The sequence below is a fragment of the Pseudomonas sp. NPDC090592 genome, from assembly GCF_044769185.1.
In the GTDB taxonomy this organism is placed as follows: Bacteria; Pseudomonadota; Gammaproteobacteria; order Pseudomonadales; family Pseudomonadaceae; genus Aquipseudomonas.
Window position 1 is genome coordinate 198329 of the sequence record NZ_JBIVXJ010000009.1, and the last position, 26415, is coordinate 224743.

Sequence of the window (26415 nt, forward strand, 5' to 3'; positions counted from 1 at the left end):
TCAGTCCTCCTTGCTCAGGCTGGCAGTCTTGGCCTGATGGCCATCATCGGCGGCAGACAACGGCCGCGCCGGCGTACGTTTCTGGCCAGGGCCGCCCGGTGTGTGCTCGTCGCCTTCGCCGGTCTGCGGCCCTTTGCGCACCAGGCGCATCATGTAGCCCAAGCCGGTGCCGAACAGGGCGAAGTACACCACCACGAACGCCACCAGGGTGAAGCCAAGCTGTGCATAACTGTGGTTGGACACACCGTCCGCCGTGCGCATCAGGCCATACACCACCCAAGGCTGGCGGCCGATCTCGGTGGTGAACCAGCCGGCCAGCAAGGCGATCAGCCCTGAAGGCCCCATCCATAGCGCCAGGTACAGGAACGGGCGCGAGGTGTAGAGCGTGCCGCGCTTGCGCAGCCACAGGCTCCACAGGCCCACGAAGATCATCAGCAAGCCGAGCCCGACCATGATGCGGAACGACCAGAAGACGATGGTCGAGTTGGGTCGGTCTTCGGGCGGGAACTCCTTCATCGCCGGCACCTGCTTGTCCAGGCTATGGGTCAGGATCAGGCTGCCCAGCGCCGGGATCTCAAGCTTGAAGTGCGTCGTTTCGGCCTTCATGTCGGGGATGCCGAACAGGATCAGCGGCGTCGGTTCGCCGGGCACGTTCTCCCAGTGGCCTTCAATTGCAGCGATTTTCACCGGCTGGTGCTTGAGGGTGTTGAGGCCGTGGAAGTCACCGATCACCGCCTGGATCGGGGCCACGATCAATGCCATCCACATGGCCATCGACAGCATCTTGCGCACCGCCGGGTTATCGCGCCCGCGCAGCAAGTGCCAGGCAGCCGAAGCACCGACGAAGAACGCCGTGGAAACGAACGCGGCCGTGGCCATGTGCATCAGCCGATAGGGGAACGAGGGGTTGAACACCACCGCGAACCAGTCCACTGGTATCACGCGACCATCGATGATCTCATGGCCCTGGGGCGTCTGCATCCAACTGTTGGACGCGAGAATCCAGAAGGTCGAGACCAGGGTGCCCAGCGCCACCATGCAGGTGGAAAAGAAATGCAAGCCACGGCCCACACGGTTCCAGCCGAACAGCATGACGCCGAGAAAGCCCGCTTCGAGGAAGAAGGCGGTCAGCACCTCGTAGGTCAGCAACGGCCCGGTTACCGAGCCCGCGAACTCGGAGAAGCGGCTCCAGTTGGTCCCGAACTGATAGGCCATGACCAGGCCCGAGACCACGCCCATGCCGAAGTTGACGGCGAAGATTTTCGACCAGAAATGATAGAGATCACGGTAGACCTGGTTGTGGGTCCGCAGCCAGAGGCCTTCGAGGACTGCCAGGTAGCTCGCCAGGCCAATGGTGATGGCCGGGAACAGGATGTGGAACGACACGGTAAAGGCAAACTGCATTCGGGCGAGCTCTAGGGCCTCTATTCCGAACATGGTGCTTCCTCTTCAGATAATCCGGCGTCCGGGCTTGTGGCCCCGTCGCCCACTGCCCCCACATTGGTCGAGTACGGCGCGTTGGAATTGTTCTGTTCGATCGCAGGGATTCCGGCCCAGAGGGCCAATTCGTTGAATCTGGAACGATTGATCCAAGTCAACGGATGCTAGGAAGCATAGTCCCGAATGGCCCGGCAGGCCGTGTGGTTGATTGCCGCGTGACCGGTTGCCCCACCCTCTTTCACAATGCGTGGAAAAGTGCCGACATGGGCAAACAGTAACCGTTTGTTACAAACAGATGATACGCTGCGCACCCCCTCTACTGCGCCGAGGCCCCTGGTTTCCGATGTCTGATTCCGCACCGCAGTTGTTGCGTCACCACCGCCCTTTCCTGGCTTTCTGGCTGGCCCGTGTGTTCACCGCCAGCGGCTTCCAGATGCTCACCGTGGCCATTGGCTGGCACCTCTACCAGTTGACCGGCAATGTGCTGGACCTGGGCCTGGTCGGCCTGGTCGAGTTCGCCCCGCGTGTGCTGTTCATGCTGCACACCGGGCATGTGGCCGACCGCTATGACCGGCGCAAGGTCGCTGCCTTGTGCCAGAGCCTGCAAGGGTTGATTGCCCTGGCGCTGGCAGTGGGCAGCGCGACCGACAACGTCACCCGCGAATTGATTTTCGCCCTGGCGTTCCTGCTGGGCGCCACGCGCTCGTTCGAAATGCCGGCAACCCAGGCGCTATTGCCCAACGTAGTACCACCTGGCCTGTTCCCAAGGGCAGTGGCGGCTTCGGCATCGGCTACCCAGTCGGCAACCATCGTGGCGCCAGCCGTGGGCGGCTTCCTGTATGCCTTCGGCAGCATCTGGGTGTACGGCCCCACCGTGGCCCTGTACGCCATCGCCTGCGTGCTCACCCTGAGCCTGCAGGCGCGCGGCCAGGTGGTGCAGCGCGGTCGGGCCAGCATCGAATCACTGCTGGCCGGCATTCGCTTCATCCGCAGCCGGCCTGACATTCTCGGCGCCATTTCGCTGGACCTGTTCGCCGTACTGCTGGGCGGGGCTACCGCGCTGCTGCCGGTGTTCGCCAAGGACATCCTGCTGACCGGCCCGATGGGCCTGGGCCTGCTGCGCTCGGCGCCAGCGGTGGGGGCGTTGCTGATGTCGTTGTGGCTGGCGCGCTTCCCGTTCGAGCGGAACGTGGGGCGCACCATGTTCACCGCGGTCGGCGTGTTCGGCGTGGCGACCATTGCCTTTGGCCTGTCGACCTCGTTCTGGTTCTCGCTGGCGGTGCTGGTGGTGCTGGGCGCGGCGGACATGATCAGCATGGTGATTCGCAGTTCGTTCGTGCAGCTGGAAACCCCGGATGAAATGCGCGGGCGGGTGAGCGCGGTGAACGGGTTGTTCATTGGTGCCTCGAACCAGCTTGGCGAGTTTGAATCGGGGGTGACGGCGCACTGGTTTGGCACAGTGCCGGCGGTGGTGATGGGTGGCGTGGGCACGCTGGTGGTGACCGGGGTGTGGATAAAAATGTTCCCGACGCTGGCCAGGCGGGATCGGTTGCACAATGGTTGATCGTTAGCCTGTACTGGCCTCTTCGCGGGCACGCCCGCTCCCACAGGTGAAGCGCAGGGCCTCAATGTGGCGCGGTCCCTGTGGGAGCGGGCGTGCCCGCGAAGAGGCCAGTACAGGCTACAGAGAACCCATTCCCCAACGGCCATAGGCCCCCGCCATGCATGCTGGTATGATGCGCGGCTTTTTTCCTCCCCACACAAAACCACGGCAACCGGTACGGTCTGTGCTTTGCTGATGGGGTCGATACATTCATGGCGCCGGGGGCGCCTTGGGGAGCGGGCATGCTGGAAAGGCTGTTTCAACTAAAAGCACACAACACCAATGTGCGCACCGAGATTCTCGCGGGCGTCACCACCTTCCTGGCCATGGCCTACATCCTGTTCGTCAACCCGAGCATTCTCGGCGAGACCGGCATGGACAAAGGGGCGATCTTCGTCGCCACCTGCCTGGCGGCAGCCATCGGCTCCACCACCATGGGCCTGATCGCCAACTACCCGATCGCCCTGGCGCCGGGCATGGGCCTGAACGCGTTCTTCACCTACACCGTGGTGCTGCACATGGGCCACACCTGGCAAGTGGCGCTGGGTGCGGTGTTCCTGTCGGCGGTGATGTTCTTCCTGCTGTCGATCTTCCGCATCCGCGAATGGATCGTGAACAGCATTCCACTGCCACTGCGTTCGGCGATTGCTGCGGGTATCGGCCTGTTCCTGGCGCTGATCGCCCTGCACAACGCCGGCATCGTCGTCGATAACCCGGCTACCCTGGTGGGCCTGGGCGACCTCAAGCAGCCAGCCCCCATCCTTGCCACGCTGGGCTTCTTCCTGATCGTCGGCCTGGAGTCGCTGAAAGTGCGCGGCGCCGTGCTGATCGGCATCCTGGCTGTGACCATTGCCTCGATCGTGATGGGCGTGACGCCGTTCGGCGGCATCGTCTCCATGCCGCCGTCGCTGGCGCCGACCTTCCTGCAACTGGACATTGCCGGCGCACTGGACGTAGGCCTGGTCAGCGTGATCTTCGCCTTCCTGTTCGTCGACCTGTTCGACAACTCCGGCACCCTGATCGGCGTTGCCAAGCGCGCCGGCCTGATGGGCAAGGACGGCCACATGCCGAAGATGGGCCGTGCCCTGATCGCCGACAGTACCGCCGCCATGGCCGGTTCGCTGCTGGGTACGTCCACCACCACCAGCTACATCGAATCCGCTGCGGGCGTGAGCGCCGGTGGCCGCACCGGCCTGACCGCCATCGTGGTTGCCGTATTGTTCCTGCTGGCGCTGTTCTTCGCCCCGCTGGCCGGTAGCGTGCCGGCGTTCGCCACCGCGCCGGCACTGCTGTTCGTCGCCGTGCTGATGGCCTCGGGCCTGGCAGAAATAAACTGGGACGACGTCACCGAAGCCGCGCCGGTGGTAGTGACCGCCCTGGCCATGCCGCTGACCTACTCGATCGCCAACGGTATCGCCTTCGGCTTCATTTCCTGGACCGCCGTCAAGCTGATCTCCGGTCGCCGCCGCGACCTGAACCCGGCCCTGGTGATCCTTTCCATCCTGTTCGTCATCAAGCTGGGCTGGTTCAACGCATGAGTGCTGCTTTCGACCCCTCCTCCTACGCCACCCAGCTGGATGCCAAGGTGGCGCGGCTGCGCGAGCTGCTGGCGCCCTTCGGCGCGCCGGAGCCGGCTGTTTTCGACTCGCCGCGCGAGCACTACCGCCTGCGCGCGGAGTTCCGCCTGTGGCGCGAAGACGGCCAGCGCCACTACGCCATGTTTGCCCCGGGCGAGAAGCACAAGGCAATCCTGATTGAGGATTTCCCCATTGCCAGCCAGCGCATCAATGCGCTGATGCCGCGCCTGAAGGCGGCCTGGCAGGCCAGCGAGGAACTGGGCAACCGCCTGTTCCAGGTAGAGTTCCTGACCACCCTGGCCGGCGATGCCATGATCACCATGTGCTACCACCGCCCGCTTGACGAGGCGTGGGAAGTGGCTGCACGGCAACTGGCCGAAGAACTGGGCGTGAGCGTGATTGGCCGCTCCAAAGGCAAGCGCCTGGTGATCGGCCGTGACTATGCGCTGGAAAAACTCGACGTGGCGGGCCGCGTGTTCAGCTATCGCCAGCCGGAAGGCGCGTTCACCCAACCTAACGGTGCGGTGAACCAGAAGATGCTGAGCTGGGCGTTCGATGCCATTGGCGAGCGTGAGGATGATTTGCTGGAGCTGTACTGCGGCAACGGCAACTTCACCCTGCCGCTGGCCACCCGCGTGCGCCAGGTGCTGGCGACCGAAATCAGCAAGACCTCGGTCAATGCCGCGCTGAGCAACCTCGACGAGAACGCTGTGGATAACGTGCGGCTGGTGCGGTTGTCGGCTGAAGAACTGACGCAGGCGCTGAACGAGGTGCGGCCGTTCCGTCGGCTGGAAGGCATCGACCTGAAGAGCTATGAGTTCGGTACGGTGTTTGTCGACCCGCCACGTGCGGGGATGGACCCGGACACCTGCGAACTGACCCGGCGCTTCGAACGTATTCTGTATATTTCGTGCAACCCGGAAACGCTGGCGGCGAACATTGCCCAGTTGCAGGACACCCACCGCATCGAGCGTTGTGCGTTGTTTGACCAGTTCCCGTATACCCACCATATGGAGAGTGGGGTGTTGCTGGTTCGGCGCTGACCTTCAAGATCGCCGGGGCTGCTTTGCAGCCCTTTCGCGACACAAGGCCGCTCCCACAAAGGCCTGCGTACGCCGGTCAATGTGGGAGCGGCCTTGTGTCGCGAAAGGGCCGCAGAGCGGCCCCAAAGGCATCACTCAGAAGTCGAAGAACACCGTCTCCCCTTCCCCCTGAATACGGATATCAAAGCGATATGCCGTCTTCCCATCCACTTCGCAACGCCTGGCAATCAGCGTCTCGCGGCGCTGCGGCTGCTCGATCAGGTTGAGCACCGGGCACTTGGCGTTGGCCTGGGCTTCGTCATCGAAGTACAGGCGCGTGTGCAGATGAATGTTGATGCCACGGGCAAACAGGCTGATGTTGATGTGCGGCGCCATCGGCACGCCAGCGGCGTTGTTCACCACACCCGGCTTGACCGTGTGCAGCGTCCACTCGCCCGCGTCGAAGGTGGTTGCGGTACGGCCAAAGCTGTTGAAGGCGTTTTCCAGGTTGTAGGCATCCTGGTACTCGCCATTGGCGTCGGCCTGCCACACTTCCAGGAACGAGTCGCGCACCAGGTGGCCATTACCGTCATATACCTGGCCGATCAGCAGAATGTGCTCGCCCGGCGCATCAGGCTTGGCCAGGCGGTTCCAGATTTCCTGATCACGGGTCGGGTTGCCGGCCGCTTCCAGGGCCAGGCCGATGTGCACGTAGGGGCCGGCGGTCTGCGAAGGGGTTTCCGGCAGCAGTTCGATTGGCATGGCGGTGTCCTCAGCAGTTTTCGAAGTGGGTCTTGCGCTGGCCGCGCAGCACGATGTCGAAGCGGTAGGCCAGGCAGTCCATCGGGTTGGCGTTGCTCATGTCGAGCTTGGCGATCAACTGCTGTACAGCTTCCGGGTTGGCGATCGACTTGACGATCGGGCACATCGGGATCAGCGGGTCACCTTCGAAGTACAGCTGAGTGATCAGCTTGGTGGCGATCGACGGGCCGCTGATGCCGAAGTGGATGTGCGCCGGGCGCCAGTCGTTCGGGCCGTTGCGCCATGGGTACGGGCCCGGCTTGATGGTGCGGAAGCTGTAGTAGCCATCACTGTCAGTCAGGCAGCGGCCGACACCACCAAAGTTCGGGTCCAGCGGTGCCAGGTAGCGGTCGTTCTTGTGGCGGTAGCGGCCGCCGGCGTTGGCTTGCCACATCTCCACCAGTGTGTTCGGCACAGGCTTGCCGTACTGGTCGACGACGCGGCCGGCAACGATGATGCGCTCGCCGATCGGCAGGCCACCATTGTTGAAGTTCAGCAGCAGGTCATGGTCATGGGCACCGAAGCCCAGGTGGGAAAAGTTCGGACCAGTGGTCTCGCTGATCGACTGTGGAATGCTGACCAGTGCCTGGCGCGGCGAGCGGGCAATGGACGTTTTGTAGTCAGGCGTAAGGGCTTTGGGGTGCCAGTTGCGATCACGGATCACGAAGCGGCTGTTGTCCTGTGCGGGCATGCCGGTTTCCTCTCTTGGAATTATGTGAACGCCTGGGCGTGGCAGGCGGACTTGCAGTTTCTGATAACTCGCACGCGATGAATATTGAAATCAGGCACCTTGAACATAACCATATGGTTATGGATTAACACCTTGGCCTGACACCTGTCGCTGTCGTGAACTAATCTTTGTCTTCTTGTTTCACGCTCGGGAGAGCATTCATGGAATGGCGAAAAGGCCGACGCAGCGACAACGTGGTCGATGCCCGAGGCGAAGGTGGCGGTGGCGGCGGCATGCGTTTTGGCGGCGGGAAGGGGCTGGGGCTTGGGGCGATCCTGCTGATTGTCGGCATCGGCTGGCTCACCGGGCAGGACCCGTTGCAGATTCTTGGCCAGCTCACCGGCCAGATGGAGCAGCAGCAACAGCAAACGGCGCCCAGTGGTGCGGGTGGCAAGGCACCGCCGGCCAATGACCAACAGGCCGAGTTTGTCGCGTCGATCCTGGGCGACACTGAAGACACCTGGAAGGCCCTGTTCGCCGAGGCCGGCAAGCAATACCGCGACCCCAAGCTGGTGCTGTTCAGTGGCCAGGTCAACTCGGCCTGCGGCTTTGCCTCGGCGGCAGTGGGGCCGTTCTATTGCCCGGCGGACCAGCGGGTTTACCTGGACATGTCGTTCTTCCGCGAAATGGAAACCCGCTTTGCCGCGGCGGGCGACTTTGCCCAGGCCTACGTGATCGCTCACGAAATCGGCCATCACGTGCAAACCCTGCTGGGCGTTTCGGCCAAGGTCGATGCAGCACGCCGCAATGGCCAGCGCATGGAGGGCGACAACGGCCTGCTGGTACGCCAGGAACTGCAAGCCGACTGCCTGGCCGGCGTATGGGCCTACCAGGCACAGAAGCGCCTGAACTGGCTGGAGCCGGGTGATGTCGAGGAGGCCCTGAACGCGGCCAATGCCATTGGTGATGACCGCTTGCAGCAGCAAGGTCGCGGGCGCGTGGTGCCGGACTCGTTCACCCACGGCACTTCGGCGCAGCGGGTGCGCTGGTTCAAGGCCGGGTTTGCCCAGGGCGAGGTCAACAGCTGCGATACCTTCAGTGCGCGTAACCTCTGATATGGATTGGGGCCGCTTTGCGGCCCTTCGCGGGCACGCCCGCTCCCACAGGAATGGCGCGAACCTCGTACCTGTGGGAGCGGGCGTGCCCGCGAAGGGCTGCAAAGCAGCCCCAATCATCCAGTTACAAATCTGCTGAAAAAGCGTTTCAGCTTCCCCCATCATTGCCGATAACCCCTGCACGAGTCAGCGGGCATCCAGAACAACAACGCCTTGCGATCGAAGATCAAGCGAGCGAAAACTACTTCTGGAGAGCGTGCATGAACAGCTGGTTCGCCAACATCAGCGTCAACCTCAAACTCGGCCTGGGCTTCGGCCTGGTGCTGGTCCTCACCGGCCTGCTGGCCCTCACCGGCTGGACCAGCCTGGGCAGCCTGATCGACCGCAGCAACTGGATGGGCGACATCGGCCAGTTGAACAAGGACCTCACCGACCTGCGTATTGCGCGCCTGCAATACATGATCGCCAACGGCGATGATACCGCTGCCGCCAACACCCAGGCGAAGCTGGACGCCTTCAGCAAGCAGCAAACCTACCTGGCCAGCACCTTCAAGAGCCCGGAGAACATCAAGCTGTTGAATGAACTGGGCGAGACCATCAGCGCCTACAAGCTGTCGCTGAGCAAGATGCGCCAAGGCTACGACGCCACCCGCAGTGCACGAGCGGCAATGGACAGTTCGGCCACCCGCGCCGACCAGGCCATGGATGTGCTCAGCCAGGACGTCATGGCACGCCCCGAGGCCGACAGCGTACGCCTGGCCCAGTACCAGCTGATCAGCAAGGCCCGCCAGCAACTGCTGCAGGTGCGCATCGACGTGCGCGGCTACATTGCCGACAACACCGCCGCCAACGAACAGGCCGCCCTGCGCCAGCTGGACGCGGCGCTGGCCGACATCGACAACCTCAAGCGCCAGCTGCCCGCCGAAGACGCCCGCCTGCAACAGTTCGAGCACTCGGTGCTGGCCTACCGTGACGCCGTACGCCAATTCCGCGACGCAGTCGCAGACATCACCACCTCACGTGCCGAAATGACCGTGCAGGGTGCCGACATCGTCAAGCGCAGCGATGCGCTGTACCAGATCCAGCTGCAACGCCGTGACATCGAAAGCACCCAGGCCCGCAGCCTGCAGGCCATCGCTACGCTGTTGGCACTGCTGGTTGGCGTACTGGCAGCGGTGCTGATTACCCGCCAGATCACCGGGCCACTGCGTGAAACCCTGGCAGCGGTGGAAAAGATCGCCAGCGGCGACCTGACCCAGCACCTGCGCGTCACCCGCCGCGACGAACTGGGCGTACTGCAGCAAGGTATTGCCCGCATGGGCACCACCCTGCGCGAGCTGATCACCGGCATCCGTGATGGCGTCACCCAGATCGCCAGCGCCGCCGAAGAGCTGTCGGCAGTCACCGAACAGACCAGCGCGGGCGCCAACAGCCAGAAGGTCGAGACCGACCAGGTGGCCACCGCCATGCACGAAATGGCCGCCACCGTTCAGGAGGTGGCACGCAATGCCGAGCAGGCCTCGCATGCTGCCACCGGTGCCGACGACGAAGCCCGTGCCGGCGACCGCGTGGTCGGTGAGGCAATTGGCCAGATCGAGCGCCTGGCCGAAGACATGCACCGCTCCACCGAAGCCATGAACCTGCTGCAGCAGGAAAGCCAGAAGATCGGCAGCGTGATGGATGTGATCAAGTCGGTGGCCGAACAAACCAACCTGCTGGCGCTGAACGCGGCAATCGAGGCAGCGCGTGCCGGCGAAGCCGGGCGTGGTTTTGCCGTGGTCGCCGACGAAGTGCGCGGTCTGGCCCAGCGGACGCAGAAGTCCACCGAAGAGATCGAAGAGCTGATTGCCAGCCTGCAGCATGGTACCCAGCAAGTGGCTAACGCCATGCAGGGCAGCCGCACCCTGACCGACAGCAGTGTCGATCTGGCGCGCAAGGCTGGGGCGTCGCTGGAGAGCATCACCAGCACGGTGTCGAGCATTCAGTCGATGAACCAGCAGATTGCGGCGGCGGCCGAGCAGCAGAGCGCCGTGGCTGAAGAGATCAGCCGCAGTATCCTGAATGTGCGTGATGTGTCGGAGCAGACGGCGGCTGCCAGTGATGAGACGGCGGCGTCCAGTGTTGAGCTGGCGCGCCTTGGTGGGCAGTTGCAGACATTGGTCAGTCAGTTCCGCGTCTGACCTTGAGAACCTGGGGCCGCTTTGCGGCCCATCGCCGGCAAGCCAGGCTCCCACAGGAACGGTGCAGGATCTGAAAACAGCGCCGTACCTGTGGGAGCTGGCTTGCCGGCGATGAGGCCGGCACAGGCGACCGCTTACTTGACGATCATCCCCACGCCACGCCCACGCGGATCAGACGCGGTTTCCAGCTTCGCCCCATCCACCCGGATCGCCTGGATATCGCCCATCTCCCAGCCCTGGTCTTCCAGCACATAACCCATCTTCTTCAACTTGTCGGCCTCCGGCCCGGTCAACGGCGCATAGGCGTCAAAGTAGATGGTGTCCTTGGGCAGCAACTGATGGTGCACCCGCTGCGCCGCCACCGCCTTGTCCAGCGGCATGCCGTAGTCGTACAGGTTGTTCATCACCTGGAAGATCGAGGTAAAGATCCGCGAGCCACCCGGGGTACCGATCACCAGCTCAACCTTGCCATCGCGGGTCATCAGGCTAGGGCTCATCGACGACAACATGCGCTTGCCCGGTTCGATGGCGTTGGCATCGCCACCCACTACACCAAAGGCATTCGCCGCCCCCGGCTTGGCGCTGAAGTCGTCCATCTCGTCGTTGAGCAGGAAACCGGCGCCCTTCACCACCACGCCACTGCCGTAGTCGAGGTTGAGGGTGTAGGTGTTGCTGACCGCGTTGCCCTGCTTGTCGACGATGGAGAAGTGCGTGGTCTGGTGCGGTTCAAGGCCCGGCTTGACCTTGTCGGTGTCGGAAATGGCCTTCGGGTTGACCTGCGCGGCACGCTTGGCCAGGTAATCCTTGGCCACCAGTTTATCCACAGGCACTTTGGTGAACGCAGGGTCACCGAGGTAATCGGCGCGGTCAGCGAATACGCGCTTCTCGATCTCGGCCAACAGGTGAATATACTGCGCCGAGTTGTGCGCCACCCCTTTGAAGTCCGCGGCGCGGTCTTCCTTGATGCCCAGCAGCTGGGCAAGGGCAACGCCGCCAGAGCTTGGCGGTGGTGCGGTGTAGACCACGTTGCCGCGCCAGCTTACCGCCATCGGCTCACGCCATACGGCCTTGTAATCCTTCAGGTCTTCTTTGGTGATCAGGCCCTTGTCGGCCTGCATCTGCGCCACCAGCAGGTCGGCGGTCTTGCCTTGGTAGAACTCGCTCACGCCCTTGTCGGCGATGCGCTCCAGGGTCTGGGCCATTTCTGGCTGCTTGAACAACTCGCCGACCTTCATGTTGCCGAAGTAGTCGTTGAAGTTGGTCGCCGTCTTGAACATGCCTTGGGCATCGTTGCGGTACTGGTACTGTTTCTCCGCCACCTTGAAGCCGCTTTTCGCATAGCCGATGGCCGGGGTCAGCAGCTCGCTCCAGGGCAGCTTGCCGAACTTCTGGTGGGCTTCCCACAGGCCCATCACGGTGCCAGGCACACCTGCGGCGCGTACGCCGACCAGGCTGAGGTTCTCGATGACCTCGCCCTTGTCGTCCAGGTACATGTTGCGCGTTGCGGCCTTGGGTGCGACTTCGCGGTAGTCGAGGAAGTAAGGCTTGCCGTCGACGAACAGGGTCATGAACCCGCCACCGCCAATGTTCCCGGCCTCCGGGTAGGTCACCGCCAGGGTGAAGGCAGTCGCCACTGCGGCGTCTACCGCGTTGCCGCCCTTTTTCAGGATATCGGCGGCTACCTGTGCACCATATTGATCGGGTGCAGCCACCGCGCCGCCCTCCAGCGTGGCGGCATGAACCGAGGAACAGCTCAGGATCGCGGCTGCGAGAGCAAGGTACTGGAACGGGACAATACGCATGACACTTCCTTGGTGTTGTTTTTGTTGAGCAGTCAGTAAGGCCGAAGCGTTTCGACTGCGCAATCACACGTAGGAAGTTTCGCCGCCTGTGGACAGGACCTGTCGCGATCAGGCAACTCAGCAGGCGTACATGGTCAGCTTCTGCTGGATGAAATCGAGGAAGCACTGGATACGCAACGCCAGCTGGGTGTTGCGGTAGTACACCGCGTGAATCGGCTGGCGGTAGCCGTTGTTGGCCTCGCTCAACACTACCCGCAGGCGCCCGGCGCGGATGTCTTCGTGGGTCATGAAGTGCGACAGGCTGACGATGCCCTCGCCGGCCAGCGCCAACTGGCGCAGGGTCTCGCCGCTGGAAGCGATCAGCGCCGGGCGAATGATGTAGCGGTCCCCTTCGGCGTGGCGCAACGGCCAGTGGTTGAGCGACTCGGGCTGGCTGAAACCGAGCAGGCAGTGGTTGGCCAGGTCTTCGACCCGCTGCGGCGTGCCATGCTGCTCAAGGTATGCCGGGCTGGCCAGCACCTGCACCGGGCTGCAACCCAGGTTGCGCGCGTGCAGGCTGGAATCAGCCAGTTCGCCGATGCGGATGGCCACATCGGTGCTCTGCTCCAGCAGGTCGATGATCAGGTCATCGGTGTTCAGCTCCAGCTCGATGCCCGGGTACTGGCAGCGAAACTCGCCGATCCACGGCAGGATGGCATGCAGCATGAACGGCGCGGCCGCATTGATGCGCAGGCGCCCGGTGGGGGTCTGCCGGTTCATCGACAGGCGCTCTTCCATCTCGTCCATCTGCTCCAGGATCAGCCGCGAGCGTTCGAGGAAAAAGCGCCCCTCTTCGGTCAGGTCCATACGCCGGGTGGTGCGGTTGACCAACGTGGTGCCCAGCTTGGCCTCCAGGCGCGACAAGGTGCGGCTGACGGCGGACGGGGTCTGGCCCATTTGCTCGGCGGCGGCGGAGATCGAGCCGCAATCGATGACGGCGACGAATACCTGGAGTTCTTCCGATCGGGTTTTCACATTCGGGCCTGTGATGGGTCTCTGCAAGGATCAGATAATCGCATGTCGAGGCCAAGTCCGGCTGTGCTTGTACCGGCCCTTTCGCGGGCAAGCCCGCTCCCACAGGTACTGCACCGCCCTTGAAAGCTGTGTAATACCTGTGGGAGCGGGCGTGCCCGCGAAGAGGCCAGTGCAGGCAACCTGTTACCCTGCCTTGCCGAACACCTCGTCCAGGTGTGCTTCATAAGCTGTCAACGCCGCCGGCACATCCGGGCGCTTCATCACATCCGTTGCCAGGAAAGTCGGCAGGCCGGTCATGCCCAGGAACTGGTTGGCCTTGTGGAACGGGAAGTACACCGCATCCACGCCCTTGCCTTCGAAGAAGTCGCTCGGGTCATCGAAGGCCTGTTGCGGCGCGTTCCAGGTCAGCGACAGCATGTACTGCTTGCCGTGCACCAGGCCACCGCTGCCGTACTTCTGCGTGTGGTCCGAACGGGTGCGGCCATCGTTGGCGTAGAGGCTGCCATGGCCAGCGGTAAAGACGTCGTCGATGTACTTTTTCACGGTCCAGGGCGCGCCCATCCACCAGCCCGGCATCTGGTAGATGATCACATCGGCCCAGAGAAACTTCTCTACTTCGGCCTGCACGTCGTAGCCACCGTCGATGAACGTCTGCTGCACATCGAAACCGGCACGGTCCAGGTGGGCGATGGCCGCTTCGTGCAAGGTCGTGTTGAGGCGGCCGTCGGAGTGAGCGAACTGTTTACCACCATTGAGCAGAAGAATCTTTTTCATGCTGGCCTCCCCGGCCGAGTCAAAATTTGATGTCGGCAGGTTAGAGGCTCGCGGGGGCGGGATACAGCAGTGACAGGGCAAAATACAATTGACCAGAAGTCACGAATCAGCATCACATTATTGCCGTAGAATCGGTTCACCACCCATCACCGAGTAGCGCCCCATGAGTGAGCAGTTCGCCTTCATCCTCAAAGCCAAGACCCGCCCGGAAATGGCTGATGCGTTCGAAAACCTGTTCCGCCCTTATGTCGAGCCAAGCCGCCAGGAGCCAGGTTGCATCGAGTACCACATGCTGCGCGACCAGCAGGACCCGAGCCTGTTCGTGTTCTTCGAAGTGTGGGCCGACCAGGCCGCGCTGGATGTGCACTCGGCCCTGCCGCACATGGCCGCCTTCTTCGAAAAACGCATGGACTACCTGGAGCGCGATTTCGATATCCAGCGGGTCGACATGCTCAGCGCATCAAGCGCTAACCGTTGATCAGCAAGTGGCCGCCCAGTGCGGCCAGGCCGATGAAGAAACAACGCTTGAACAGCAACGCGCTGATGCGCTGACGCAACCACTGCCCGGCCAGCATGCCGAGCAAGGCTGGCGCCAGCATCAGCAACGAAGCACCCAAGGCCTGGCCACCAAGGGCATCCTGCCCGGCCAGGCCAACAGCCAGTGCCAGGGTCGAAACCGTGAACGACAGGCCCAAAGCCTGGATCATCTGCTCGCGGCTCAGGCCCAGGCTCTGCAAATAGGGCACCGCAGGTATCACGAACACCCCGGTTGCCGCCGTGATTATCCCCGTCACCAGCCCGCAGACCGGCCCCAGCCAACGCTCGTGCCCCGCCGCCAGGTGCAAGCCCGGCCCAACCAGCCCGTACACCGCATAGGCCAGCAAGGCCGCCCCCAACGCATGCACGGCCCATGGCCCACTGTTGATACCCAGCCAGGCACTGCCCAGCAAGGTACCAATGAAGATCAGCGCCAGCATCGGGCCCAGCCGCACCAGCAATGCCCGAAGGTGCCCGCCGCTGGCCAGCTGCCAAAGGTTGGTAAGGGTCGATGGCACGATCAGCAGTGCTGCAGCCTGCGCCGGAGGCATAGCCAGGCCCAGCAGGCCCATTGCGATGGTGGGCAGGCCCAGGCCGATCACGCCTTTCACCGCGCCGGCCAGCAGGAAGGTCAGCACCACCAGCAGCGACAGCGCCGGGCCAATGTTGTGGTAGAAATCGAGCAAGGTATTCATGGGCCGATAATGACCCGTGGCGGGGAAGCTGAAAATCTGCCATACCATTAGCCAGACTCTTGCAAAGCCATAGGCACATGCATTTCGACCTGATCGACCTCAAGCTGTTCCAGCACACCCTGGAATGCGGCAACATCACTGCCGGGGCCAGCCGCAGCCATCTGTCGCTGCCGGCAGCCAGTGCGCGCATCCGGGCCATGGAAGCGTCGCTGGGCATCCCTTTACTGGAGCGTAACCGCCGAGGTGTTCAGCCGACCCCGGCCGGCCAGGCGCTGTTGCAGCATGCCCGCCTGATTGCCCAGCAGGTCGAACGCCTGCAGTTCGACCTGGGCCAGTACGCTCAGGGGCAGCACGGTCAAGTACGCCTGCTGTGCAACACCGCAGCACTCACGGAGTACCTGCCTGAACTTGTGGCCGGTTACCTGGCTGAAAACCCCGGAATCAGCGTGGACATACAGGAACTGCCGAGCCTGCGCATTGTGCAGGCGATTACCCAAGGCATGGCCGACCTTGGCATTGTTTCAACCGCCGCGCCCTTCGAGCACCTGCAAACCCGGCCGTTTCGCGACGACCCACTGGTGCTGGTAACGCCGCCAGGCCATCCGCTGGCCAGCGCGGTTGCCCCCAGCTTCATCGACAGCCTGGCGCATGGCTATGTCGGGCTTGGAGCAGGTAGTGCATTGGCGTTGTACCTGGAGGAACAGGCACTGCGGGAAGGGCGGCGCATGCAGGTGAGAGTGCGAGCCGAAGGGTTTGATGGGGTGATCCGCATGGTTGCAGGCGGGGCTGGGGTCGGGGTGGTGCCACTGGCGGCGGTGAAGCGTTGGCAAGGGCTGTTGCCGCTGCACTGGGTAGCCCTGGCGGAACCCTGGGCCAACCGCCGATTGCTGTTGTGTGCACGGGACTTTGCGGCGTTGCCAGGGTATGCGTCGAGGTTGGTTGCTCGGTTGGTGGAAGCCTGAGGTTATGTCGGTACCTGTGATGCGCATTCGCGGGTGAACCCGCTCCCACAGGGAAGTCCCCACCTTGCGGGTTGACGCTATACCTGCGGGAGCGGGTTTACCCGCGAAGCAGGCTCACACACAATGGCGCCATGACGCCCCACTAAAAAGGATTTTCCAGTGGCCTCGATCTACCAGCTGAAACCGCGCTTCCAGGCCTTGTTGCGCCCGGCCGTGCAACGCCTTTACGACCGAGGCGTCACCGCCAACCAGGTCACCGTCACCGCCGCCGTGGCATCGGTCCTGCTGGGCCTGCTGCTGGCCGCCCTGGCGCACATCACCTGGCTGTTCATCCTGGTGCCGGTATGGATGCTGCTGCGCATGGCGCTGAACGCCGTCGACGGCATGCTGGCCCGGGAGTTCGGCCAGCAATCCACCCTTGGCGCCTACCTCAACGAACTCTGCGACGTGATTGCCGATGCAGCCCTGTACCTGCCTTTCGCTTTGTTGGCCGGGGTGTCACCTACGCTGGTGGTGCTGGTGGTGCTATGCGCCACCTTCAGCGAGTACGCCGGAGTCATGGGCCCGCTGGCGGGCGCCTCGCGGCGCTACGACGGCCCCATGGGCAAAAGCGACCGCGCCTTTGCCTTTGGCGTGCTGGGCACCGGTGTCGCCTTTGGCCTGCTGAACGGCAGCTGGATCAATGGCTTGCTGCTGGTCATCCTCGCGCTCTCGCTCTATACCCTCTACAACCGGGTTCGCCAGGGGCTGGCCGAAACCCGCTGAGCCTATAGTCGTCGCAAAAGGACGTTGACCATGCGCCAAGCGCAAGCGCTGCACTTCTCCACCCATGACGGTGTCGAGCTGCATTACCGTCATTGGCCTGCCACCCGCAACGAACACCAGCCACGCCGGGCCGTGGTGATGTTCCACCGGGGCCACGAACACGGCGGGCGCATGGCCCACCTGGCCGATGAGCTGAACATGCCGGGCTATGACTTCTTCGCCTGGGATGCCCGCGGCCATGGCCAGTCGCCCGGTGCACGCGGCGACAGCCCAGGGTTTGCCACCAGCGTGCGCGACGTGCAAACCTTCATCGAACATATCCAGGCGCACCACGGTATCGCCGAACAGGACATGGTGGTGCTGGCGCAAAGCGTCGGCGCCGTGCTGATTGCCACCTGGGCCCACGACTACGCACCCAAGGTGCGCTGCCTGGTGCTGGCCTCGCCGGCATTCAAGGTCAAACTGTACGTGCCATTCGCCCGCCCCGGCCTGAAGCTGCTGAAGGCCTTGCGCGGCAACTTCTTCGTCAACAGCTACGTCAAGCCGCGCCTGCTCACCCATGACCCTGAGCGGGTCATGTCGTATGTGGCCGACCCACTGATCAGCCGGCCGATTTCGGTGACCATGCTGCTGGGCCTGTACGAGGCCGCCGACCGGGTGGTGGCGGATGCGCAGGCCATTCAGGTCCCGACCCAGTTGCTGGTCTCCGGGGCCGACTTCGTGGTCGAGCGCCAGCCGCAAGAACGGTTTTTCGAACGGCTCGGCAGCACACGCAAGGAAATGCACATCCTGCCCGGATTCTTCCACGACACCCTCGGCGAACGTGATCGGGCCCAGGCCCTGAGGCGCATTGAACGGTTTGTCGACCATTGCTTCGCCAGCCCCGCCGCCTTGCCTTCACTGCTGGATGCCGACAAGACCGGCGCCAGTTGCGCCGAGGCAGAAAGCCTGGCTGCGCCGCTGCCACGCAACTCGCCCCGCGAGCTTTACTGGCGCGCCACCCGCGCCGGCTTGAGCTTGGGCAAGGGGCTGTCTGCGGGCGTGAAGCTAGGTTTTGATACCGGCTTCGACTCTGGCAGCACCCTCGACTACGTGTATCGCAACCAGCCGACCGGCAAGGGCAAGCTGGGCCGCCTGATCGATCAGAATTACCTCGACGCGATCGGCTGGCGTGGCATTCGCCAGCGCAAGCTGCACGTCGAAGAGCTGCTACGCCTGGCCATCACCCGCCTGCGCGATCAACAACGGCCGGTGCACATTGTCGATATCGCCGCCGGCCATGGCCGCTATATCCTCGAAGCCCTGCAAGGCCTTGAGCAGTTGCCGGACTCGATCCTGCTGCGCGACTACAGCGAACTGAACGTTGAGCAAGGCAGTGCGCTGATCAGCGAAAAGGGCCTGGCCGACATCGCCCGCTTCGTCCAGGGCGATGCGTTCGATCGCCAGAGCCTGGCCACACTGGAACAACCCCCAACGCTGGCCGTGGTTTCAGGGCTGTACGAACTCTTCCCCAGTAACCAGCTGGTGGGCAACTCGCTGGCCGGGCTGGCCGACGCCGTAGAGGATGGCGGCTACCTGGTCTACACCGGCCAGCCATGGCACCCGCAACTGGAGATGATCGCCCGCGCCCTCACCAGCCACCGCGGTGGCGAGGCTTGGGTAATGCGCCGCCGCAGCCAGGCCGAAATGGACCAGCTGGTTGAGGCAGCGGGCTTTCGCAAGCTGGCCCAGCGTATCGATGAGTGGGGCATTTTCAGCGTCAGCCTGGCGCAGCGGGTACGCTGAGTGAGCCCGCCACGCGAGCCTGGGCTGATTCGCCGGGGCGTGTGCTGGCTTCTGCTGCTAGGGCCGTTGTTCTTCCTCAGCTATGGGCTGGCGAACCATTACACGGCGGGGCGCAGTGATGTCGGCAGCCTGGTGTTCGGCTGGGAACACGGCATGCCGCTGTGGCCCTGGACGATCCTCCCGTACTGGTCGATCGACCTGCTCTACGGGCTGTCCTTCCTGCTGCCGCGCACACGCCGGGAAATGGACCGCCACGCGCTGGCGCTGCTGACCGCACAGGTAATCAGTGTCAGTTGCTTCCTGCTGTGGCCCCTGCGCTTCACCTTCGAGCGGCCGGAGCTGGGTGGGCTGTTCGGCTGGCTGTTCGATGTGCTGATGGGGTTCGACAAGCCGTTCAACCAGGCGCCTTCGCTGCACATTGCCTTGCTGGTGATTATCTGGACGATGTTTGCCCGGCATGTGCAGCGCCAGCCCTGGCGCTGGCTGATGCATGGCTGGATGGCGCTGATCGGGGTGTCGGTGCTGACCACCTGGCAGCATCATTTCATCGATGTGCCCACGGGGGCGCTGGCGGGGTTTGCTTGCCTGTGGCTGTGGCCGTATCACGGGCGCCTGCCCTTTCAGGCGGCCCGTCTTGCTCATGATGCCAAGCGTTGGAAGGTCGCCGGTTGTTATGCCTTGGGCGCGCTGTTGTGTGCGCTTCCAGCTATTGCACTGGGCGGTATCTGGCTATGGTTGAGTTGGCTGGTAGTGTCGCTGGGGCTGGTGGCTCTGAACTATGCCGTGTTCGGAGCGGATGGTTTTCAGAAAGGAGCCAACGGGCGCTTGTCGAATGCGAGCTGGTGGCTGTTGGCGCCCTATCTGGCAGGTGCGTGGCTCAATTCGCGGCTGTGGACGAAGGACCACCCGCAAGCGGATGAGGTATGCGATGGCGTGTACCTCGGGCGGATTCCAGGACGTGGCGAGGGGGGGCAATTTGCCGGGATTGTCGATTTGTGTGCGGAGCTGCCAAACGCTGGCGCACCCATTGTGGGAGCGGGCTTGCCCGCGAACACGGGCGAAGCCCGTGCCATCCACCGCGGCGCATGCTTCGCGGGCACGCCCGCTCCCACAGAGGTCGTGTCAGTTCATGGCTATCGGTGTTTTCCTGCCCTGGACTTGATAGCGCCAGACGTTGCCCTGCTGCTGCAGGCCGCCAAAGCCATCGAACATCTGCGCGCCGAAGGCCCCGTGCTGGTCTGCTGCGCCCTGGGTTACTCCCGCAGCGCCACTGCCGTGGCAGCCTGGCTGATCGTTACCGGCCGCTGCGATGACGCCCAGCAGGCAGAATCCCTTATCCTTAAAGCACGCCCCGGCATCGTCCTGCGCAAGGCGCATCACCAGGCCCTCCAGCAACTGGGAGCACAGCCATGAACCTGCTTGTGGTCGCCAGTCTGCTGGGCCGAGGCAAACAGCTGGAGCGCCTGTCAGACGGCCTCACCTTGCTGGCCTTGGCCTACGGCTTTGCCCCCCTGCTGAATGCCACACTGCATCCACTGGCCACCCTGCTGTGCTGCGTGCTGCTGGCACTCGGCGTGCTGCACAAGTACTGGGCCATCCGCGTGGCAATCGACGCCGAGCTGTTTGCCCGCCTCGCCAACAGCAGCGACCTGGCGGCAGACACCCAGGCCCTGGACCGCGCCTTGTTCGAACTGAAACTCAAACCGCAGGCCGCCGACACCCGCGCCTGGCCTGCCCGCAGCCAGGCCGCACTAGGCCTGTTGCGCCGTCAGGCCGTATGCCTGGGCCTGCAGCTCTCGCTAGCCTTGGCTACCCTGCTGACACTGCTTTTGAAGGGATAACGACCAACCCATGCTCGCCAACCTGACCGCCTATGTCATCACCTCCGCCGCCCGCCTGATCACGGGCGCCCGCGCCCTGTGGCTGGGTTGCACGCCGCTGCCGGTGCAGCGCCTGTACTTCGCCAACCACAGCAGCCACGGTGACTTCGTGCTGCTGTGGGCCTCGTTGCCGCAGCCGCTGCGCAAGCGCACCCGTCCGGTGGCTGGCGCGGACTATTGGGCCAAGCCGGGCATTCGCGACTTTGTCATTCGAAAGGTGTTCAACGGCGTGCTGATCGAGCGCCAACGCAGCGAAGGCCAGGGCAGCCCGCTGCAACCGATCCTCGAAGCCGTAGCCCAGGGCGACTCGCTGATATTCTTCCCGGAGGGTACCCGCAACCTGGGTGACGAACCGCTGATGCCGTTCAGAAGCGGCTTGTACCACCTGGCGGCAGCCAACCCCGACGTCGAGCTGGTACCGGTCTGGATCGCCAACCTCAACCGGGTGATGCCCAAGGGCCGTGCCCTGCCCCTGCCATTGCTGTGCACACTGAGCTTTGGCGAACCGTTGCACCTGCACGCGGATGAAAGCAAGCAGGCCTTTCTCGAGCGGGCCAGCCAGGCCCTGCTGAACCTGGCCCCGAAGGATGCCTGACATGGACAACAACACCCTTTCGCTGTTCGCCGGCATCGGCGCCCTGCTGCTGCTCGCCAGCGTGATCGGCCGCCTGCTCAAATGGCGCGCCGGCCCTGCACCGCATGCGGTAATCGACAACCTCAACGCCCGCATCAACGCCTGGTGGGTGATGGTGCTGGTGATCGGCATCGCCTTCCTGTTCGGCAAGTACGGCGTGATCGTGCTGTTCTACGGCGTGTCGTTCTATGCCCTGCGCGAGTTCATGACCCTTACCCCGACCCGGCGCAGCGACTACCCGGCGCTGGTGGCGGCGTTCTATGTGGCGCTGCCGGTGCAGTACGTGCTGATCGCCATGGACTGGTACGGCCTGTTCAGCATCTTCATCCCGGTATACCTGTTCCTGCTGCTGCCAATCCTGGCCAGCCTTGGCGGCGACACCACGCGTTTTCTCGAACGCGCCTCGAAAGTGCAGTGGGGGTTGATGATCGCGGTGTACTGCGTGTCGTCGGTACCCGCCTTGATGACGCTGGACATCCCGGGCTACGAGGGCCGCAACCTGCTGTTGATCGCCTGGCTGATCCTGGTGGTCCAGATCAGCGACGTGCTGCAGTACGTGTGCGGCAAGCTGTTTGGCAAAAACAAGGTGGCGCCCAACCTGTCCCCGTCCAAGACTGTCGAAGGGCTGGCCGGCGGCGTGGCACTGGCCACCCTGATCGGCGCCCTGCTGTGCTGGATCACGCCGTTCAGCTTCTGGCAGGCCGCGCTGATGGCGTTGGCGGTGAACGCCATGGGCTTCTTCGGCGGGCTGGTGATGTCTGCGATCAAGCGCGACCGCGGGGTGAAAGACTGGGGGCACATGATCGAAGGGCATGGTGGCATGCTCGACCGTATGGATTCGGTGTGCTTTGCGGCGCCGGTGTTCTTCCACTTTGTGCGGTATTGGTGGGCATAGCGCGACCAGACAGCTGGACGTCGAGCCCAGGCAACTGCCGCTCGGCCGATGGCCCTATGGTGACCAGTCATTCAGCCAGTCACCAGGAGTTGTGCCATGTCCGATTTCATCACCGTCCTGCGCGAAACCTGCCCGACGCCGGTCGTGGACGCCACCAAGTGGAAGCGCATCGGCGGCGATCCGCACACCGTCAACCTCAATGCCTACCTGTCGGCCGACGGCAGCAAGATCATGGGCACCTGGATCTGCACCCCGGGCAAGTTCGAGGTCAATTACGAGAAGTGGGAGTTCTGCCACTTCCTCGATGGCTACTGCATCATCACCCCGGAAGGCGAAGAGCCGAAGCACCTGAAGGCCGGTGACGTGTTCGTGATCGAACCGGGGATGAAAGGCACCTGGGAAGTGGTCGAAACCGTGCGCAAGTACTTCGTCTTCGCTTGATCAGACACTGTACGACTAACTATGTGGGAGCGGGCGCGCCCGCGAAACAGGCAGTGCGGTGGATGGCACCGGCTTTGCCGGTGTTCGCGGGCATGCCCGCTCCCACAGGGTTTTGCGCCGCCTGAAAAAACAGTACAAAAAAATCGCGGGGCAGGTGCCCTTCCCTCTGGTGCGCAGTTACAGAGGGAAGGCCACCTGGCCCGCGATGAAGCCCACCTGCGTCAATCTTTCTTGCGATACCCCTCGACGATAGCCGAGAAGTCCTTACCCCCCTCGCCCCGCAAGCTCATGGCCTGATACAACTGCTGGGCCACGGCCCCGAGGATCACCGGTTGGTGTGCCTGGCGCGCCGCTTCGGTGGCCAGCCCCAGGTCCTTGAGCATCAGTTCGGCGCCAAAGCCACCGGTATAGCCACGCGACGCTGGCGCGGTTCCGATAATGCCCGGCCACGGGTTGTAGGTGTCCGAACTCCAGCAACGCCCGGTCGAGCTGTTGATGATGCCGGCCAGTACCTTGGTATCGATGCCCAGCGCGTTGCCCAGGGCCATGGCCTCGGACACGCCGATCATCGAGATGCCCAGCAGCAGGTTGTTGCAGATCTTGGCGATCTGCCCGGTGCCGACTTCACCGCAGTGCACGATGTTGCGGCCCATCTGCTCCAGTACCGGCCTGAGGGTGGCGAACAGCTCGGCGCTGGCACCGACCATGAAGGTCAGGGTACCGGCCGCCGCGCCACCCGTGCCACCGGACACCGGCGCGTCACCCATGTCCACGCCTTTGGCCGCTGCAGCCTTGGACACATCACGCGCGGTCTGTGGGTCGATGGTGCTGCAGTCCACAGTGGGGGTGCCGGGGCGAATGCCTGCCAGCACACCCTCTTCGTTCAGGTACACGCTGCGCACATGGGCTGCAGCCGGCAGCATGGTGATGACCAGTTCGCTATTGGCCGCCGCGTCCTTGGGCGATGGGCTGATCTGCCCGCCCAGTTCGGCCAGCTCGGCGAGCACCGCCTTGTTCAGGTCGAACAGGTTCAGCTGGTGCCCGGCCTTGATCAGGTTGCGGGCCATGGGCGCGCCCATGTTGCCCAGGCCGATGAATGCAATACGCATGAGGTGCTCCTTAGCGCAGGCTGATGGTGGTGTTCACACCGTCGTTGACACTGTCGTCATCGAACCAGCGGGCAGTGACGGTCTTGGTCTGAGTGTAGAACTGCACCACCTGCTTGCCGTACGGGCCGAGGTCGCCGAGCTTGGAGCCACGGGAGCCTGTGAAGCTGAAGAACGGTACCGGTACCGGGATTGGGATATTGATGCCGACCTGGCCGATGTCGATTTCGCTCTGGAACTTGCGCGCTGCCGCACCGCTCTGGGTGAACAGGCCAGTGCCGTTGCCGAACGGGTTGGCGTTGACCAGGGCGATGGCTTCGTCGAGGGTATCGACCTCCAGGGTCACCAGCACCGGGCCGAAGATTTCCTGGGTGTAGACCTGCATGTCAGTCTTCACCCCCGAGAACAGGGTCGGGCCAACGAAGTTGCCTTGCTCGTAACCCGGCACCGTGACGTCGCGGCCATCGAGCTCCAGCTTGGCGCCTTCCTTGATGCCGCTTTCGATCAGGCCCAGCACACGCTCCTTGGCGCGTTTGGAAACCACCGGGCCGACATCGGTGCCTGGCTCACACCCGGCATTGACCTTGAGCTTGCTGGCCGCGTCCTTGATGTCTGGCAGCCACTCACGGGCCTTGCCCACCAGCACCGCCACCGAGGTGGCCATGCAACGCTGGCCCGCCGCGCCGAAGGCGGCACCGACCAGGGCATTGATGGTTTGCGTACGGTTGGCATCGGGCAGCACCACCGCGTGGTTCTTGGCGCCCATCATCGACTGCACGCGCTTGCCGTGCTGGCTGCCCAGGTTGTACACGTGGGTGCCGACTTCGGTAGAACCGACAAAGGAAATCGCCTTGATGTCCTGATGGGTGCAGATGGCATCCACCACCTGTTTGCCACCGTGCACCACGTTCAGCACACCGGCGGGTACGCCGGCTTCCAGCGCCAGCTCGACCAGCAGCATGGTCGACAGCGGGTCCTGCTCGGACGGTTTGAGCACGAAGGTGTTGCCGCAGACGATGGCCATGGGGAACATCCACAGCGGAATCATCGCCGGGAAATTGAACGGCGTGATGCCGGCGCATACGCCGATAGGCTGGCGCAGGGTGTAGGTATCGACACCGCCGGCGACGTTCTCGGCGAACTCACCCATCTGCAGGGTGCCGATGGAGGCGGCGTGCTCGACCACTTCCAGGCCGCGGAAGATATCGCCTTCAGCGTCGGCCAGGGTTTTGCCCTGCTCTGCGCTGAGCACCTGGGCAATGCGCTTGGTGTGTTCGCGGATCAGCGCCTGCAGCTTGAGCATGATGCGCATGCGCGCGCCAATCGGGGTGTCTCGCCAGGTCTTGAAGGCGCGGTGGGCAGCGGCTACGGCTGCATCGACTTCTTCCACCGTAGCGAACGGTACCCGCGCCAGCACTTCCTGGGTGGCGGGGTTGACGATGTCGCGCCATTCGGTGGTCTTCGACTCGACCCACTGGCCGTCGATCAGCAGCTTCACCTGCTCGACCTTGGTCGGGTTCGGGGATTGCGGTGCGTTCATCTGCGTTCTCCTTGGAATTATTGTCGGGACGAGATCGCCAGCGCCAAGCAAACGCGAGGTGGCGTCCTGAGGCTTGTTTCGAGTATAGATGTGCAAACATCCAACAAGAACGCACAAAAAAACCGGATCATCATGCAAAAAGACCTCACTTCCCTGAGCGCGCTCAACTGGGACGATTTGAAGTTTTTCCTTGAAGTGGCCCGTACCCGCAAGGCCAGCAGTGCGGCCAAACGGCTGAGCGTGGACTACACCACGGTGTCGCGGCGCATCAGCTCGCTGGAGGGGGCGCTGGGCACGTTGCTGTTCGAAAAATCGCGGACCAACGGCTTTGTCCTCACGGCCGAGGGCCAGCGCCTGCTGGGCTATGCCGAGTCGATCGAAAGCACACTGCACATGGCCTGCGAGCAGGTGTCCGGGTCGGGCGTGGCGTTGTCGGGGCATGTGCGCATGGGCTGCACCGAGGGCTTTGGCAGCTTTTTCATTACCCCGCAGCTGAGCCACTTCGTGGATGCCTACCCGGCGATTTCCGTGGATATCCTGCCGCTGCCGCACTTCATCAGCCTGTCAAAGCGCGAGGCGGACATCGTGATCGCGCTGGAGCGGCCGGAGCATGGGCCTTACGTGTGCTGCAAGCTGTGTGATTACCGCTTGCGGCTGTATGCGACCCAGGACTACCTGGACAGCCATGCGCCGATTCGCCAGGTGGCGGATCTGGCCAAACATCCCTTTATCAGTTATGTGGATGATTTGGCGTTCAGTTCGGAGCTTTTGTACCTGGCCAACCTGATCCCCGGGGCCGCTGCGCATCTACGCAGTACCAGTGTGATTGCACAGTACACGGCGGCGTTGCAGGGGCGTGGGTTGGCGATATTGCCGTGTTTCCTGGCGGCGCAGGACCCGCGCCTGGTGACAGTGTTGCCGGATGAGATCGAGGTTACGCGGCAGTTCTGGATGTATTGCCGGGAGGATTTGCGCAAGTTGAAGCGGATTACCCTGCTGTGGGATTACATCCGTGGGGTGACCGAGGCCAATGCGCCGTTGTTGATGGGTGAGACGCGGGAAATGCGCTTTGCCCAGGAGTGACGGGGCAACACCGATCCTGTGGGAGCGGGCGTGCCCGCGAAGCAGGCAACGCGGTGTCTGGCACCGGCTTTGCCGGTGTTCGCGGGCACGCCCG

Annotated in this window: 24 protein-coding genes; 15 read left to right on the forward strand and 9 right to left on the reverse strand. The window is 63.5% G+C overall.

Annotation, left to right across the window (positions count from 1 at the left end):
• Complete coding sequence (locus ACIQUI_RS10780; protein ID WP_403198026.1) at positions 1–1437, reverse strand: cytochrome ubiquinol oxidase subunit I; 1437 nt, start codon at positions 1435–1437, stop codon at positions 1–3.
• A 346-nt stretch (positions 1438–1783) separates the two neighbouring features.
• Between ACIQUI_RS10780 and ACIQUI_RS10785 the strand changes: the two genes are divergently transcribed.
• From ACIQUI_RS10785 to trmA, 3 genes are all read left to right on the forward strand, one after another.
• Positions 1784–3004: an MFS transporter gene (locus ACIQUI_RS10785; RefSeq protein WP_391127306.1), complete on the forward strand. Its 1221-nt coding sequence runs from the start codon at positions 1784–1786 to the stop codon at positions 3002–3004.
• Between the two features lie 281 nt (positions 3005–3285).
• Positions 3286–4581: an NCS2 family permease gene (locus ACIQUI_RS10790; RefSeq protein WP_403198030.1), complete on the forward strand. Its 1296-nt coding sequence runs from the start codon at positions 3286–3288 to the stop codon at positions 4579–4581.
• Entirely contained in the window at positions 4578–5663 is a 1086-nt protein-coding gene (trmA, locus tag ACIQUI_RS10795) for a tRNA (uridine(54)-C5)-methyltransferase TrmA (RefSeq protein WP_403198031.1), read from the forward strand. The genes ACIQUI_RS10790 and trmA overlap by 4 nt, the downstream gene beginning before the upstream one ends.
• Positions 5664–5798: 135 nt before the next feature.
• Here the strand turns inward: trmA and pcaG are convergent, their stop codons facing one another.
• Entirely contained in the window at positions 5799–6404 is a 606-nt protein-coding gene (pcaG, locus tag ACIQUI_RS10800) for a protocatechuate 3,4-dioxygenase subunit alpha (RefSeq protein WP_403198034.1), read from the reverse strand.
• 10 nt (positions 6405–6414) lie between these two features.
• On the reverse strand, positions 6415–7134 hold the full coding sequence (gene pcaH, locus ACIQUI_RS10805) for a protocatechuate 3,4-dioxygenase subunit beta (protein ID WP_016489110.1): 720 nt from the start codon (positions 7132–7134) through the stop codon (positions 6415–6417).
• Between the two features lie 200 nt (positions 7135–7334).
• Between pcaH and ACIQUI_RS10810 the strand changes: the two genes are divergently transcribed.
• Both ACIQUI_RS10810 and ACIQUI_RS10815 read left to right on the forward strand, forming a co-directional pair.
• Positions 7335–8228 carry a neutral zinc metallopeptidase gene (locus ACIQUI_RS10810; protein WP_391127293.1) on the forward strand — a complete coding sequence of 298 codons (894 nt, stop codon included), beginning with the start codon at positions 7335–7337 and terminating at the stop codon, positions 8226–8228.
• Between the two features lie 260 nt (positions 8229–8488).
• On the forward strand, positions 8489–10408 hold the full coding sequence (locus ACIQUI_RS10815; protein WP_403198037.1) for a methyl-accepting chemotaxis protein: 1920 nt from the start codon (positions 8489–8491) through the stop codon (positions 10406–10408).
• A gap of 134 nt (positions 10409–10542) precedes the next feature.
• Here ACIQUI_RS10815 and ggt read toward each other — a convergent pair whose 3' ends face one another.
• The 3 genes from ggt to ACIQUI_RS10830 form a co-directional block, all read right to left on the reverse strand.
• A complete protein-coding gene (gene ggt / locus ACIQUI_RS10820) occupies positions 10543–12210 on the reverse strand; it encodes a gamma-glutamyltransferase (RefSeq protein ID WP_403198039.1) in 1668 nt (555 codons plus the stop codon).
• Positions 12211–12327: 117 nt separating this feature from the next.
• On the reverse strand, positions 12328–13224 hold the full coding sequence (locus ACIQUI_RS10825; RefSeq protein ID WP_403198041.1) for a LysR family transcriptional regulator: 897 nt from the start codon (positions 13222–13224) through the stop codon (positions 12328–12330).
• A gap of 183 nt (positions 13225–13407) precedes the next feature.
• Positions 13408–13998 carry an NAD(P)H-dependent oxidoreductase gene (locus tag ACIQUI_RS10830; RefSeq protein ID WP_403198043.1) on the reverse strand — a complete coding sequence of 197 codons (591 nt, stop codon included), beginning with the start codon at positions 13996–13998 and terminating at the stop codon, positions 13408–13410.
• Between the two features lie 163 nt (positions 13999–14161).
• On the opposite strand from ACIQUI_RS10830, the gene ACIQUI_RS10835 reads away from it, so the two are divergent.
• Entirely contained in the window at positions 14162–14476 is a 315-nt protein-coding gene (locus ACIQUI_RS10835; protein ID WP_391127278.1) for an antibiotic biosynthesis monooxygenase, read from the forward strand.
• Here ACIQUI_RS10835 and ACIQUI_RS10840 read toward each other — a convergent pair.
• Positions 14466–15230, reverse strand: a complete 765-nt coding sequence (locus ACIQUI_RS10840) for a sulfite exporter TauE/SafE family protein (protein WP_403198105.1) — start codon at positions 15228–15230, stop codon at positions 14466–14468. The genes ACIQUI_RS10835 and ACIQUI_RS10840 overlap by 11 nt on opposite strands.
• A 77-nt stretch (positions 15231–15307) precedes the next feature.
• On the opposite strand from ACIQUI_RS10840, the gene ACIQUI_RS10845 reads away from it, so the two are divergent.
• The 8 genes from ACIQUI_RS10845 to ACIQUI_RS10880 all read left to right on the forward strand — a co-directional run bounded on the left by ACIQUI_RS10845 (position 15308) and on the right by ACIQUI_RS10880 (position 22592).
• Entirely contained in the window at positions 15308–16192 is an 885-nt protein-coding gene (locus tag ACIQUI_RS10845) for a LysR substrate-binding domain-containing protein (protein WP_403198047.1), read from the forward strand.
• 159 nt (positions 16193–16351) lie between these two features.
• Positions 16352–16957 carry a CDP-alcohol phosphatidyltransferase family protein gene (locus tag ACIQUI_RS10850; protein ID WP_403198049.1) on the forward strand — a complete coding sequence of 202 codons (606 nt, stop codon included), beginning with the start codon at positions 16352–16354 and terminating at the stop codon, positions 16955–16957.
• A gap of 30 nt (positions 16958–16987) precedes the next feature.
• Positions 16988–18742 (forward strand): bifunctional alpha/beta hydrolase/class I SAM-dependent methyltransferase, encoded by a 1755-nt coding sequence (locus tag ACIQUI_RS10855; protein WP_403198052.1) that lies wholly within the window; start codon positions 16988–16990, stop codon positions 18740–18742.
• Complete coding sequence (locus ACIQUI_RS10860; protein ID WP_403198055.1) at positions 18743–20155, forward strand: phosphatase PAP2/dual specificity phosphatase family protein; 1413 nt, start codon at positions 18743–18745, stop codon at positions 20153–20155.
• On the forward strand, positions 20152–20583 hold the full coding sequence (locus tag ACIQUI_RS10865) for a hypothetical protein (protein ID WP_403198058.1): 432 nt from the start codon (positions 20152–20154) through the stop codon (positions 20581–20583). Before ACIQUI_RS10860 ends, ACIQUI_RS10865 begins: the two co-directional genes overlap by 4 nt.
• A gap of 10 nt (positions 20584–20593) precedes the next feature.
• Positions 20594–21217, forward strand: coding sequence for a lysophospholipid acyltransferase family protein (locus ACIQUI_RS10870; RefSeq protein ID WP_403198061.1), 624 nt, complete (start codon positions 20594–20596; stop codon positions 21215–21217).
• A gap of 1 nt (position 21218) precedes the next feature.
• The gene (locus ACIQUI_RS10875; protein ID WP_403198064.1) at positions 21219–22151 is read left to right on the forward strand and encodes a phosphatidate cytidylyltransferase; all 933 of its coding nucleotides are present in this window, start codon (positions 21219–21221) and stop codon (positions 22149–22151) included.
• 96 nt (positions 22152–22247) lie between these two features.
• Positions 22248–22592, forward strand: coding sequence for a cupin domain-containing protein (locus ACIQUI_RS10880; protein WP_003258412.1), 345 nt, complete (start codon positions 22248–22250; stop codon positions 22590–22592).
• A gap of 221 nt (positions 22593–22813) precedes the next feature.
• On the opposite strand, the gene mmsB is transcribed toward ACIQUI_RS10880, so the two are convergent.
• Positions 22814–23701, reverse strand: a complete 888-nt coding sequence (gene mmsB / locus ACIQUI_RS10885) for a 3-hydroxyisobutyrate dehydrogenase (protein WP_403198067.1) — start codon at positions 23699–23701, stop codon at positions 22814–22816.
• 10 nt (positions 23702–23711) lie between these two features.
• Positions 23712–25238: a CoA-acylating methylmalonate-semialdehyde dehydrogenase gene (locus ACIQUI_RS10890; protein WP_403198069.1), complete on the reverse strand. Its 1527-nt coding sequence runs from the start codon at positions 25236–25238 to the stop codon at positions 23712–23714.
• 132 nt (positions 25239–25370) lie between these two features.
• On the opposite strand from ACIQUI_RS10890, the gene ACIQUI_RS10895 reads away from it, so the two are divergent.
• Positions 25371–26321 carry a LysR family transcriptional regulator gene (locus ACIQUI_RS10895; protein WP_403198071.1) on the forward strand — a complete coding sequence of 317 codons (951 nt, stop codon included), beginning with the start codon at positions 25371–25373 and terminating at the stop codon, positions 26319–26321.
• Positions 26322–26415 lie beyond the last annotated feature (94 nt).